Origin of the sequence: Sporichthya sp., from assembly GCF_013815995.1 — a bacterium.
In the GTDB taxonomy this organism is placed as follows: Bacteria; Actinomycetota; Actinomycetes; order Sporichthyales; family Sporichthyaceae; genus Sporichthya.
The window spans coordinates 1-12,004 of record NZ_JACDFE010000137.1; the positions used below are offsets into that span (position 1 = coordinate 1).

General features: G+C 68.7%; 15 protein-coding genes. 13 read left to right on the forward strand and 2 right to left on the reverse strand.

Annotation, left to right across the window (positions count from 1 at the left end):
- From H0X00_RS15285 to H0X00_RS15330, 10 genes are all read left to right on the forward strand, one after another.
- On the forward strand, positions 1 to 654 hold a 654-nt coding region (locus tag H0X00_RS15285; protein WP_293772544.1), incomplete at its 5' end, for a molybdopterin dinucleotide binding domain-containing protein.
- 23 nt (positions 655 to 677) lie between these two features.
- Positions 678 to 2,018 carry an NADH-quinone oxidoreductase subunit NuoH gene (nuoH, locus tag H0X00_RS15290; protein ID WP_367186650.1) on the forward strand — a complete coding sequence of 447 codons (1,341 nt, stop codon included), beginning with the start codon at positions 678 to 680 and terminating at the stop codon, positions 2,016 to 2,018.
- On the forward strand, positions 2,011 to 2,586 hold the full coding sequence (gene nuoI, locus H0X00_RS15295) for an NADH-quinone oxidoreductase subunit NuoI (protein ID WP_293772548.1): 576 nt from the start codon (positions 2,011 to 2,013) through the stop codon (positions 2,584 to 2,586). The genes nuoH and nuoI overlap by 8 nt, the downstream gene beginning before the upstream one ends.
- A 72-nt stretch (positions 2,587 to 2,658) precedes the next feature.
- Positions 2,659 to 3,438, forward strand: a complete 780-nt coding sequence (locus H0X00_RS15300; protein ID WP_293772550.1) for an NADH-quinone oxidoreductase subunit J — start codon at positions 2,659 to 2,661, stop codon at positions 3,436 to 3,438.
- On the forward strand, positions 3,435 to 3,734 hold the full coding sequence (nuoK, locus tag H0X00_RS15305) for an NADH-quinone oxidoreductase subunit NuoK (RefSeq protein WP_293772551.1): 300 nt from the start codon (positions 3,435 to 3,437) through the stop codon (positions 3,732 to 3,734). The genes H0X00_RS15300 and nuoK overlap by 4 nt, the downstream gene beginning before the upstream one ends.
- 13 nt (positions 3,735 to 3,747) lie before the next feature.
- A complete protein-coding gene (gene nuoL / locus H0X00_RS15310) occupies positions 3,748 to 5,679 on the forward strand; it encodes an NADH-quinone oxidoreductase subunit L (RefSeq protein WP_367186651.1) in 1,932 nt (643 codons plus the stop codon).
- A complete protein-coding gene (locus H0X00_RS15315; protein WP_293772555.1) occupies positions 5,679 to 7,241 on the forward strand; it encodes an NADH-quinone oxidoreductase subunit M in 1,563 nt (520 codons plus the stop codon). Before nuoL ends, H0X00_RS15315 begins: the two co-directional genes overlap by 1 nt.
- Positions 7,238 to 8,812, forward strand: coding sequence for an NADH-quinone oxidoreductase subunit NuoN (gene nuoN / locus H0X00_RS15320; protein WP_293772556.1), 1,575 nt, complete (start codon positions 7,238 to 7,240; stop codon positions 8,810 to 8,812). The genes H0X00_RS15315 and nuoN overlap by 4 nt, the downstream gene beginning before the upstream one ends.
- Before the next feature lie 88 nt (positions 8,813 to 8,900).
- Complete coding sequence (locus H0X00_RS15325) at positions 8,901 to 9,830, forward strand: polyprenyl synthetase family protein (protein ID WP_367186652.1); 930 nt, start codon at positions 8,901 to 8,903, stop codon at positions 9,828 to 9,830.
- On the forward strand, positions 9,827 to 9,949 hold the full coding sequence (locus H0X00_RS15330) for a hypothetical protein (RefSeq protein WP_293772558.1): 123 nt from the start codon (positions 9,827 to 9,829) through the stop codon (positions 9,947 to 9,949). The genes H0X00_RS15325 and H0X00_RS15330 overlap by 4 nt, the downstream gene beginning before the upstream one ends.
- A 16-nt stretch (positions 9,950 to 9,965) precedes the next feature.
- Here H0X00_RS15330 and H0X00_RS15335 read toward each other — a convergent pair whose 3' ends face one another.
- A complete protein-coding gene (locus H0X00_RS15335) occupies positions 9,966 to 10,106 on the reverse strand; it encodes a hypothetical protein (RefSeq protein ID WP_293772559.1) in 141 nt (46 codons plus the stop codon).
- Positions 10,107 to 10,286: 180 nt separating this feature from the next.
- Here H0X00_RS15335 and H0X00_RS15340 point away from each other — a divergent pair, with 180 nt between their 5' ends.
- Positions 10,287 to 10,568 carry a type II toxin-antitoxin system PemK/MazF family toxin gene (locus H0X00_RS15340; protein WP_293772565.1) on the forward strand — a complete coding sequence of 94 codons (282 nt, stop codon included), beginning with the start codon at positions 10,287 to 10,289 and terminating at the stop codon, positions 10,566 to 10,568.
- 157 nt (positions 10,569 to 10,725) lie between these two features.
- Here the strand turns inward: H0X00_RS15340 and H0X00_RS15345 are convergent, their stop codons facing one another.
- Complete coding sequence (locus H0X00_RS15345) at positions 10,726 to 11,211, reverse strand: hypothetical protein (protein ID WP_293772561.1); 486 nt, start codon at positions 11,209 to 11,211, stop codon at positions 10,726 to 10,728.
- 124 nt (positions 11,212 to 11,335) lie between these two features.
- On the opposite strand from H0X00_RS15345, the gene H0X00_RS15350 reads away from it, so the two are divergent.
- Both H0X00_RS15350 and H0X00_RS15355 read left to right on the forward strand, forming a co-directional pair.
- Entirely contained in the window at positions 11,336 to 11,812 is a 477-nt protein-coding gene (locus tag H0X00_RS15350; protein WP_293772563.1) for an SRPBCC family protein, read from the forward strand.
- 42 nt (positions 11,813 to 11,854) lie between these two features.
- Positions 11,855 to 12,004, forward strand: a 150-nt coding sequence (locus H0X00_RS15355) for a phosphoglycerate mutase family protein (RefSeq protein ID WP_367186653.1), incomplete at its 3' end; no start/stop codon positions are given.

Genomic DNA, 12,004 nt, shown 5'->3' on the forward strand with positions numbered 1-12,004 from the left:
GCCCTGAGCCTGGTCGACTTCCTGGTCAGCATCGAGGTGCGGGCCAGCGAGGTCACCGAGCGCGCGGCCGTGGTCTTCCCGGTGCCGTCGGTGGCGGAGAAGTCCGGGACGTTCCTGAACTGGGAGGGCCGACTGCGGCCCTTCGTCCAGGCCCTGCAGGGTGCCTCACCGATGACCGACCTGCGCGTGCTCGAAGCGATCGCGGAGGAGATGGATCGCTCGCTCGGGCTGCGCGACGCCGGTTCGGCGGCGCGCGAGCTGGCGGCGCTCGGCCGTTGGTCCGGCCCGGTCGCTGCACCGACCGTTGCGGCGAACGGCGCTCCTTCGCCCCTGTCCGGCGAGGCGGTGCTGGCGAGCTGGAACATGCTGCTCGACCTCGGCCGCCTGCAGGACGGCGAGCCGCACCTGGCCCGCACCGCCCGCAAGCCGGTGGCCCGGCTCTCCGCCGCCACCGCCGCCGAGATCGGCGCCGGCGAGGGCGGGCTGGTCGTGGTCACCACCGACCGCGGCACGGTCACCTTGCCGCTGGCGGTCACCGACATGCCGGACCGGGTGGTCTGGCTGCCGATGAAGTCCCCGGGCAGCGCGGTCCGCCGCGATCTCGGGGTCGACGCCGGCACCGTGGTCCGGATCCGCGCGGGAGGCTCGCTGTGAGCTCATCAGTCAGCGGCGACCTGATTCTCGCCGACGCCGACGGCACACATCTGGCGCAGTTCGGCCACGACGTGTGGTGGATCATGCTGATCAAGGTCGTCGTGATCTTCGCGTTCCTGATGGTCTTCACGCTGTTCACGATCATCTTCGAACGGCGCGCGGTGTCCTGGATGCAGCAGCGCGTCGGCCCGAACCGGGTAGGCCCGCAGGGCTCGCTGCAGTCCCTCGCCGACGGCGTCAAGCTGATGCTGAAGGAAGACATCGTCCCGAAGGCGGCCGACAAGGCCATCTTCGTGATCGCCCCGGTGATCTCCGCGACCGGTGCCTTCCTGGCCTTCGCGGTGATCCCGATCGGGCCCGAGGTCTCGATCTTCGGCGAGCGCACCGTGCTGCAGGTGACGGACACCCCCGTCGCGGTGCTGTTCATCCTCGCCAGTTCGAGTGCGGCCATCTACGGCATTGTGCTGGCCGGCTGGTCCTCCGGGTCGACCTACCCGCTGCTCGGGGGCCTGCGCTCGACCGCGCAGATGATCAGCTACGAACTCGCGATGTCGCTCTCCTTCGTCGCGGTCTTCCTCTACGCCGGCTCGATGTCCACCTCGGAGATCGTCGCCGCGCAGGAGGACCTCTGGTACGGCATTGCGCTGCTGCCCTCGTTCGTGGTCTACCTGATCGCGATGGTCGGCGAGACCAACCGCCCGCCCTTCGACCTCCCCGAGGCCGAGGGCGAACTGGTCGGTGGCTTCCACACCGAGTACTCCTCGATCAAGTTCGCGCTGTTCTTCCTCGGCGAGTACATCGCCCTGATCACCGTCTCCGCGCTGGCCGTCACGCTCTTCCTCGGCGGCTGGATGGCGCCGTGGCCGCTCGGCGGGCCGATCTGGCCGGGCGCGAACGAGAACTGGTTCCCGGTGCTGTGGTTCCTCGGCAAGCTCCTGACCCTGGTCTTCGTCTTCATCTGGCTGCGCGGCACCCTGCCCCGGATGCGCTACGACCAGTTCATGGCGCTGGGCTGGAAGATCCTGATCCCGGTCTCGATCGGCTGGATCCTGCTGGTCGCCACCATCCAGGCGCTGCGCAACGAGGGCTACGAAGTGCGCAACATCGTCCTGGTCGCGGCCGGAGTGCTGGCGGCCCTGCTGCTGGTGACCTGGGTCTGGGAAGTGGTGCGGGCCAAGCCGCCCGAGGACGAACCGGTGGCCGAGGCTGTCGAGTTCGACCCGTTCGCGGGTGGGTACCCGGTGCCGCCGATGCCGGGTCAGGTGCCGGTCTTGGTGTCGACGCCGGTGTCGACGCCGGTGTCGTTCTCGACCTCAGGGCAACACCGCGTCGAGATGGTGGAGAGGGGTGATACCGATGCCTAAGGTCACCGATGCTCTCGCCGGGTTCGGCGTCACCTTCCGCGCGATGTTCCGGAAGAAGACCACCGAGTTCTACCCGGAGCAGGTGAAGGGCAAGGAGGGCGGGCCGCGCATCTCCCCGCGCTTCCACGGCCGTCACCAGCTCAACCGGCACCCGGACGGCCTGGAGAAGTGCATCGGCTGCGAGCTGTGCGCCTGGGCCTGTCCCGCGGACGCGATCTACGTCGAAGGCGCGGACAACGACGACCTGGCCGGCGAGCGGTTCTCGCCGGGCGAGCGCTACGGCCGCGTCTACCAGATCAACTACCTGCGCTGCATTTTCTGCGGCCTGTGCATCGAGGCCTGCCCGACGCGCGCGCTGACGATGACCAAGGAGTTCGAGCTCGCCGACTCCAGCCGGGAGAGCCTGATCTTCACCAAGGCCGAACTGCTCGGCCCGCTGACCGAGGGCATGGTCGAGGCCCCGCATCCGATGTACCCGGGCACCACGGACACGGACTACTACGCCGGCAAGGTCACCGGCGCCGAACCCTCGCTGTTCGCGATGCGTGAGGAGGGCTCGGCACCGTGAGCGAGCGCAGCGAGCGAACCACTAAGCACTGTCAGCACCTCGTCGCCCCGCGCGGCGCGCGAGGTGATCGCAATGGGTAACACGTCGAACGGCGAGGCCGTCCTGTTCTGGATCCTCGCCCCGATCACGGTGCTGGCGGCGCTCGCCGTGGTCGGTTCGAAGAAGGCGGTGCACTCGGCGCTGTGGATGGCCATGGTGATGGTCAACCTGGCGATGTTCTTCGCCGTGCAGTCGGCGCCGTTCCTCGCGGTCGCGCAGGTGGTCGTCTACACCGGCGCGGTGATGATCCTCTTCCTGTTCGTCCTGATGCTGATCGGCGTCGACTCCTCGGACTCCCTGGTGGAGACGATCCGGGGTCAGCGGATCGCGGCGATGCTGGCCGGGATCGGCTTCGGTGTCCTGATGATCGCCGGCATCGGCAACGCCTCGGTGGACGACTTCAACGGCCTGACGGCAGCCAACAGCGCCCAGGGCGGCAACGTCGAGGGCCTCGCGGCGCTGATCTTCACCCGGTACGTGTTCGCCTTCGAGGCGATCGGCGCGCTGCTGATCACCGCGGCGCTCGGTGCGATGGTGCTGGCGCACCGCGAGGAGATCGGCGAGAAGCTGAACCAGAAGGCACTGTCGATCCAGCGGTTCAAGGACGGTGGCATCGTCACGCCGCTGCCGGCCCCCGGCGTCTACGCGCGACACAACGCGGTCGACATGCCGGCCCTGCTGCCGGACGGAACGGCCTCGGAGCTCTCGGTCTCGCCGGTGCTACGGGCCCGCGGTGACGTGCTCGAGCCGGACGACTCGGTCGCGGCGGAAGCCTCGCAACGCGCCCAACTCGGGAAGGGCAGCAGCTCGTGAACCCGGCGAACTACCTGTACCTGTCGGCGCTGCTTTTCACCATCGGCGCGGCCGGGGTCCTGATGCGGCGCAACGCGATCATCGTGTTCATGTGCGTCGAGCTGATGCTCAACGCCGCGAACCTGACGTTCGTCACCTTCGCCCGCCAGCACGGCAACCTCGAGGGCCAGATCATCGCGCTGTTCGTGATGGTCGTCGCGGCCGCCGAGGTCGTGGTCGGCCTGGCGATCATCGTGACGATGCAACGGACCCGGCGCTCCGCCTCTGTCGACGACGCGCACCTGCTGAAGTACTGAGGCGGCCGAGATGATGATTCCTACTTCTGAGGCCCCTGCCGGTGCGGCCGAACAGCTCCAGAACATCGGTGAAGCGACCGGTGTCTTCAATCTGACCTGGCTGATGATCGCGCTGCCCCTCTTCGGCGCGCTCGTCCTGCTCTGCGGCGGGAAGCGCACCGACTCCTGGGGCCACATCCTGGGCTGCCTGACGGTGCTCGGCTCGTTCCTGATCGGCGCGATCCAGTTCCTCACCCTGCTGGGGAAGGACGCGGACGAGCGCGCTTACAACCAGCACCTCTACGACTGGCTGGACAGCGGGAACCTGCAGCTCGGCGTCGGCTTCCAGGTCGACCAGCTCTCGATCTGTTTCGTCCTGCTGATCACCTTCGTCGGCTTCCTGATCCACCTGTACTCGGTGGAGTACATGGCGCACGACCTGCGCCGGCGCCGTTTCTTCGGCTACCTGAACCTGTTCATCTCGGCGATGCTCCTGCTGGTGCTGGCCGACTCCTACCTGCTGCTCTTCGTCGGCTGGGAGGGCGTGGGTCTCGCGTCTTACCTGCTGATCGGGTTCTGGCAGCACGTGCCGGACTACGCCACCGCGGCCAAGAAGGCGTTCGTGATGAACCGGGTCGGTGACATCGGCCTGCTCGTCGCGATGTTCTTCATGTTCGACCAGTTCGGCTCGCTGGCCTTCGACGAGGTGTTCGAGGCGGTGCCCGGGGCCAGCGACGGCTGGGTCACCGCGATCGGTCTGATGCTGCTGCTCGGTGCGGTCGGTAAGTCGGCGCAGTTCCCGCTGCAGGCCTGGCTGCTCGACGCGATGGCCGGTCCGACGCCGGTGTCCGCACTCATCCACGCGGCCACCATGGTCACCGCCGGGGTGTACCTGATCGTGCGCTCGGCGCCGATCTACAACCTCTCCGACACCGCGCAGCTGGTGGTGGCCATCGTCGGCGCGATCACCCTCGTCATCGGTGCGCTGATCGGTACCGCCAAGGACGACATCAAGAAGGCGCTGGCCGCCTCGACGATGTCGCAGATCGGTTACATGGTGCTCGCCGCCGGCCTCGGCCCGGCCGGCTACGCCTTCGCGATCTTCCACCTGCTGACGCACGGCTTCTTCAAGGCCGGGTTGTTCCTCTCGGCCGGCTCGGTGATGCACGGCATGCACGACGACACCGACATGCGAAGGTACGGCGCGCTGCGAGCGGCGATGCCGATCACCTATGCGTGCTTCGGCCTGGGCTTCCTGGCGATCATCGGCATCCCGCCGTTCGCCGGGTTCTGGTCGAAGGACAAGATCATCGAGGCGGCGTTCAACGACAACATCGCCCTGGGCCTGTGCGCCCTGATCGGTGCCGGCATCACGGCGTTCTACATGAGCCGCGTCATGATCATGACGTTCTTCTCGGACAAGCGCTGGGACTCCGGCGTGCACCCGCACGAGTCGCCGAAGCTGATGACGCTGCCGCTGATCGTGCTGGCCGGTGGCGCCGTCCTCGGCGGCGGTCTGCTGATCAACGACGGCATCGTGACCTGGCTCGAACCCGTGGTCGGCCACGAGGAGGCCCACCACCGGATGCCGGTCTGGGCGCTCACCGCGCTCACCCTCTTCGTGATCGTGGTCGGCGTGGCGGCCGCGCTGAAGATGTACCAGTTCTCCCCGGTCGCGCGGACCCAGCCGCAGGGTGGCGTGCTGGTCCACGCGGCCCGCCACGACCTGTACCAGGACACGGTGAATGAGGCCGTGCTGATGCGCCCCGGCCAGTGGGCCACCCGCTTCCTGGTCTGGCTGGATCACCGCGGGCTGGACAACCTGGTCAACGGCCTGGCTGCGCTGCTCGGTGGCACGGCCGGCCGGCTCCGCCGGGTCCAGGCCGGATTCGTCCGCTCGTACGCCCTGACGATGTTCGGTGGAGCAGCCCTCACCGTGCTCGCTGTTCTGGTGGTGAGGCTCTGATGGAGGACTTTCCCTTCATGACGGTGGCGATGTGCGTCCCGCTCGCGGGCGCCGCACTCGCCGGACTGACACAGCGCTCGCAGGCCGAACTGGCCCGCCGGATCGCGCTGGTGGCCTCGCTGGTCACGCTCGGCGTCGTGCTGCTGGCCGCCACCGAGTTCAACTCGGACAACGGCTCGACCTACCAGCTGGTGGAGAACCACAACTGGATCTCCTCCTTCGGGGTCAGCTACGCGCTCGGCGTCGACGGCATCGGCTACGTCATGGTGCTGCTGACCGCGGTCCTGATGCCGATCATCCTGCTGGCGTCCTGGCGCGACCTGGACGAGGGCGAGCACGCCCAGACCGGACCGGGCGGGGGCACCACCCAGCTCTACGTGTCGATGATGCTGGTGCTCGAGGCGATGTCGATCGGGCAGTTCGCCGCCCTGGACGTGTTCCTGTTCTACGTCCTGTTCGAGGCGATGCTGATCCCGATGTACATCCTGATCGGGCGCTTCGGCGGCCCGCAGCGGCAGTACGCGGCGGTCAAGTTCCTGCTCTACAACCTGCTCGGCGGCCTGCTCATGCTGGTCGCGGTGGTCTGGATCAACTTCGCCGGACCGGGTGGGGAGAAGGCCTACTACCTGCCCAACCTCGTGCAGTACGACTTCGGCACCGACACCGCGCGCTGGCTGTTCCTCGGGTTCTTCGTCGCGTTCGCGATCAAGGCTCCGCTCTGGCCGTTCCACACCTGGCTGCCGGACGCGATGGCCGAGGCCACCCCGAGCAACGGCGTCCTGCTCTCGGGCATCCTGGACAAGGTCGGCGTCTTCGGGATGCTGCACCTGTGCCTGCCGCTGTTCCCCGAGGCGGCCCGGCACTTTGCGCCGGCGATCGTGGTGCTCGCGCTGATCAGCATCCTGTACGGCGCGATGGTGGCGATCGGGCAGACCGACCTCAAGCGGCTGATCGCCTACGCCTCGGTCTCGCACTTCGGGTTCATCGTGCTCGGCATCTTTGTGATGACCAGTCAGGGCCAGTCCGGCGCGACGCTGTACATGGTCAACCACGGCTTCGCCACCGCCGGCCTGCTGCTGATCGCCGGGTTCATGATGTCCCGGCGCGGCTCGCGGCTGATCTCCTCCTACGGCGGGGTGCAGAAGGTGGCCCCGGTGCTGGCCGGCTCCTTCCTGTTCGCCGGGCTCGCGAACCTGTCGCTGCCGGGCCTGTCCCCCTTCATCAGCGAGTTCATGGTCCTGATCGGCACCTTCACCCGGTACCCGATCGCCGGCTACTTCGCGGTCGCCGGCGTGCTGTTGGCGGCGCTCTACGTACTGATCGCCTACCAGCGCACGATGACCGGTGAGCTCACCGAGGGCAACGAGGACACCCCGGACCTCAAGACCCGGGAGCTGCTCGTCGTCACCCCGGTGATCGCGGTCATCCTCGCGCTCGGGTTCTTCCCGAAGCCGCTGCTGGATGTCATCGACCCCGCGGTCGAGCGCACGCTCACCCAGGTCGAACGCACTGATCCCAGGCCGGAACACCCGGTCCAGGTTGCCGCCGAGGAGAAGAAATGATCCGCCTTGCGGCGTCCGAAACGCTGATCCCCGCACCGAACATCGAGTACTACGAGCTCTCGCCGATCCTGATCGTCTTCGGCGTCGGCGTGCTCGCCGTGCTGGTCGAGGCGTTCCTGCCCCGGGCGCACCGGCTGCACGCGCAACTCGCGCTCTGCCTGACCGGGTTGGTCGCGGCCTTCGTCGTGGTCTGCACGCTGACCGACGAAGCGCAGGAGAACGCGCGGGCGGTCCCGCAGAAGGTGGCCGCCGAGGGTGCGGTCGCCATCGACGGGATGACGTTGTTCCTGCAGGGCACGATCCTGCTGCTCGGGGTGGTCGCGGTGCTGCTGCTCGCCGAGCGCCGCCTCGGCGGGGAGTTCGCGGCCTCCGCGGCGACGGTGCCCGGCTCGGCCGCGGAGAAGGAGACCACCCGCCTCGGCTGGGTGCAGACCGAGATCTACCCGCTGCTGATGTTCTCCATCGGCGGCATGCTGATCTTCCCGGCGGCCAACGACCTGCTGCTGATGTTCGTCGCCCTCGAGGTGCTCTCGCTTCCGCTGTACCTGCTCTGCGGCCTGGCCCGGCGCCGGCGCCTGCTCTCCCAGGAAGCCGCGCTGAAGTACTTCCTGCTCGGCGCGTTCTCCTCGGCGTTCTTCCTCTACGGCATCGCGCTGCTCTACGGCTACGCGGGTTCGGTGCGGCTCTCGGACATCAACGCCGCTGTCTCGGGTTCGGAGGACAACGACGCGCTGCTGTTGATCGGCATGGCGCTGCTCGCGGTCGGCCTGCTGTTCAAGGTCGGCGCGGTGCCGTTCCACGCCTGGACCCCGGACGTCTACCAGGGCGCTCCGACCCCGGTGACCGCGTTCATGGCCGCCGCCACCAAGGTGGCCGCGTTCGGTGCGCTGCTGCGGGTGTTCTACGTCGGCCTCGGTGGCGCGAAGTGGGACTGGCACCCGATGTTCTGGGGCGTCGCGATGGTGACGATGCTCTTCGGCTCGCTGGTTGCGCTGGTGCAGACCGACGTCAAGCGGATGCTCGCGTACTCCTCGATCGCGCACGCCGGGTTCATCCTGGTCGGCCTGGTGGCCACCAACGCCGAGGGCCTGTCCGCGACGATGTTCTACCTGCTGGCCTACGGCTTCTCCACGATCGCCGCCTTCGCGATCATCTCGCTGGTCCGGGACGGCTCCGGGGAGGCGACCCACCTGTCCCAGTGGGCCGGGCTGGGGCGGCGCTCGCCGGTGGTCGCCGGCATGTTCGCGCTGCTGCTGCTGGCCTTCGCCGGAATCCCGCTCACCAGCGGGTTCACGGCCAAGTTCGCGGTGTTCTCGGCCTCGGCCTCGGCCGGGGGGACCCCGCTGATCGTGGTCGGCGTGCTGAGCTCGACGGTGGCCGCGTTCTTCTACATCCGGGTCATCGTGCTGATGTTCTTCTCGGCCCCGGTCACCGACGGCCCGCGGGTTGCGGTGCCCTCGCTGACCACCGCGCTTGCGGTCTGGATCGGGGTGGCGGTTACCGTATTCCTCGGCGTGCTGCCCCAGCCGGTCCTGGACCTGGCTGACAACGCGTCGTTCCTGATCTCGTAGTTCGTCCCGGGAGGGCGGCGTGTCCAACAGCCTCGGGCTAGACCTCGATCGGGTCGCCCCTGATCTGGTCGAGGACCTGCGCGCGGGCATGGACGCCGTGGAGGTCATGCTCCGCGACGCCGTCAAGGGCGACTACCCGTTCGTCACCGAGACCTCCCGGCACCTGGTCGACGCCGGCGGGAAGCGGTTCCGGCCGTTGGTCGTGCTGCTGGCCGCCCAGTTCGGGGACCTCCACGCGCCGGGGATCGTCCCGTCCGCCGTGGTCTGCGAGCTCACCCACCTCGGGACGCTGTACCACGACGACGTGATGGACGAGGCGACCATCCGCCGCGGTGCGGAATCGGCGAACTCCCGCTGGGGCAATACGGTCGCGATTCTGACCGGGGACTTCCTGTTCGCCCGGGCCTCGGACCTGCTGGCCGACCTCGGCCCGGAGTGTGTCCGGATCCAGGCGCGGTGCTTCGAGCGGCTGTGCACCGGTCAGATCCGCGAGACCGTCGGACCGGGCGCCGGTGACGACCCGATGGGCCATTACCTGTCGGTGGTCTCGGACAAGACCGCGTCGCTGATCGCGACATGTGCGCGTTTCGGGGCCCTGCTCGCCGGGGCGCCGGAGATGGTGGTCGACGAGCTGACCCGGTACGGCGAGCGGATCGGGGTGGCGTTCCAGCTCTCCGATGACCTGCTCGACATCACCTCGGACTCGGATGAGTCCGGCAAGACCCCGGGGACCGATCTCCGTGAGGGTGTGCCGACCCTGCCGATGCTGCACGTGCTCGCCTCGACGGATCCGGCTGATGCGCGGTTGCAGGAGCTGCTGCGCTCGGATCTGACCGACGATGTGCTGCACGCCGAGGCGTTGGCGTTGCTGCGGGCGAACCCGGCGATGCAGCGGTCCCGGGTGGATCTTCAGCGGTGGGCCGATGAGGCCCGGGCGTCGTTGGCGCCGTTGCCGGCCGGGCCGGCCCGGGAGTTGTTGGAGTACCTCTGCGACGTGGTGGTCTCGCGCACCGCGTGATCGCCATCTCCCAGGCGGACGCCGCGGAGACCAGCACCGTGTTGGCGACGTCCGCGATCGCCGCGCGAGCGCGGTCGGACAGCTCGTTCGGCGCGGTGACGGCCCACACGTACGCGTAGGCGAGCAGCAGGACGCTCACCTCCAGGCCGCGAGCTCGTCATCGGCGAGGGGGTCGAACCGCTCGATCGGCGTGGACAGCGGGAGGAAGCCGCGCTCCCGGCTCGCCGGTGGGGTGACCGGAACCAGCCGGACCAGCGGGCGACCGGCGCGAGCCACGCTCACCTGATCGCGACGGCTGTAGATCAACGTTGAAACGGGAGTGACGCCGATCCGCCCGCGGGCCGCATCATCAGTACCAACGTTGATCTACAGCCGTCGCGGCCGATGCACAACCACAGGGACTCGGCAAGCCGGAGCCCTTGAAGTACGACTTCGGCGGCCGCCTGGTCGCGGCGCATCACGCAGGAGCATCGACGTCTTCGTCCGGCCATCATCGTCGGCACGTCATTGTCGTGTCGGCTGCCCAACAGTCTCGCTCTGGTGGTGCCCTGCACGAGCACCCTGCGGGATTTGGATGCCCATCCGCGGGTGCAGTTGGCGCAGCCTGGCGCGGCGATGTGCGACCAACTCAAATCCGTCAGCCGGGATCGACTGGTTTGGCTGCTGCCGCACACACTGACCGGCACAGAGATCGTCCGGATCAAGTTCGTGCTCCGCCAACTCGTCGCCGTCGACTGAGGGGGCGCCCTGCTGCGCACGGTGCCGGCCCGCGCGGGGCAGGAAGCGTCCCGGCTCGTCCCGGCCCCGAGCTATCGAAGATGACGCATCATCAGATCACGACGACCGGATCTGGGATGGTCGTTCGGTGCCTCGTGGCGGTGCTGGAGCCCCGGGCTCAGGCGACCAGGGCCGCGCGGGCCGCCTCGAGGCGGTGCTCTTCGAGTCCGGCGATCTGGTGCTCGGCCCGCTTGGCCAGCCCGGGCAGGTCCACGCCGGCCAGTCCCGGCAGCTCGTCGGCGACGGCGATCAGGGCTCGCCACAACGCGAGCTTGCCCTCGATGCCGATGGACATCACCTCGAATTCCATCAATCGGGTCAGGTCCGGGTCGCCGGTCATCCGGTCACTGAGCTTGAGCCGGGTCATCTTCTCCGCGACCCAGCCGGTGGCCTGCTTGATCACGTCCGGGGAGATGTCCAGGCTGCCCATGACCTCGGTCAGGGTGTCCTTGTCCTGGTCGATGTCCCGGCTCAGCTCGGACAGGAACCCGCCCAACGGGCCGGTGGTGTACTCCGAGCCGAGCTTGCGCGCCAGTTCGCTACCCGCCGTCGCGCCGGCGAGGTGGTCCTGGAGGTAGGTGCCCAGTGCCTTGGTCGAGGTCATGGCTGTGCTCCCTTCGCGGGGCGCCGGCGGCGCCACCTGCCCCGGGGAACTGCCCGGTGGCGGCGGGTTCGAACCGTGATTGGAGTACAAAGGGGGCCCAGGACGAGAGGTGGGGGTAGCCGGCGTGAGCACGTTCAGCGTCACCGTGGACTCCGGCGCGGACCTCGACGCCGATCGCCACGAGGTCTGGGTGCGCCTGATCGACCCGGACACCTTGGTGCGCCTCACCCCGGGGCTGGCCCGGATCGAGGCCGACGGGGACACCTGGGTGTGGCACCTGGAGAAGATCGGCGCGATCGGGATACACCTGTCCCCGAGCTTCACCGAGACAATGGTGTTCGAGCCCGAGACCTCGATCGCGTTCACCCATTGCCCGCCTGACGGTGAGTCAGAACGGATCGGGGCGGCGGGGCGCTACGAGCTCGCGGATACGCCTACCGGCGTGCGGGTGTCGATGACGCTGACGATCACCGCGGACCTGCCGCTGCCGGAGTCGGCCGGGGAGATGGTGCGCGAGCTGATGCAGGACAAGCTCACCGAGCTGGGGGACGGGTTCGGGGCCAACCTGCTCGCCGACCTGCCGCCCCGCGCGGTCTCGTGAACGCTGTCGTGAGCGCGGCGTGAGCGCGGCGTGAGTGCTGCCGTGAGCGCTGTTGTGCGTGGGCCGGGACGGCTGGTGCTGGTGCGCCACGGCGAGACGGAGTGGAGCCGGGCGCATCGGCACACCGGGCGCACCGACATGCCGTTGACGGCCGCGGGGGAGCGCGCCGCGGCCGGGCTGCGGGCCGTGCTG

Bases quoted from the DNA above. Each gene is read 5' to 3' on its own strand.
- H0X00_RS15300 (WP_293772550.1), top strand. From the start codon at position 2,659: ATGGGTAACACGTCGAACGGCGAGGCCGTCCTGTTCTGGATCCTCGCC.
- nuoI (WP_293772548.1), top strand. From the start codon at position 2,011: ATGCCTAAGGTCACCGATGCTCTCGCCGGGTTCGGCGTCACCTTCCGC.
- H0X00_RS15325 (WP_367186652.1), top strand. From the start codon at position 8,901: ATGGACGCCGTGGAGGTCATGCTCCGCGACGCCGTCAAGGGCGACTAC.
- nuoL (WP_367186651.1), top strand. From the start codon at position 3,748: ATGATTCCTACTTCTGAGGCCCCTGCCGGTGCGGCCGAACAGCTCCAG.
- H0X00_RS15345 (WP_293772561.1), bottom strand. From the start codon at position 11,211: ATGACCTCGACCAAGGCACTGGGCACCTACCTCCAGGACCACCTCGCC.
- nuoN (WP_293772556.1), top strand. From the start codon at position 7,238: ATGATCCGCCTTGCGGCGTCCGAAACGCTGATCCCCGCACCGAACATC.
- H0X00_RS15315 (WP_293772555.1), top strand. From the start codon at position 5,679: ATGGAGGACTTTCCCTTCATGACGGTGGCGATGTGCGTCCCGCTCGCG.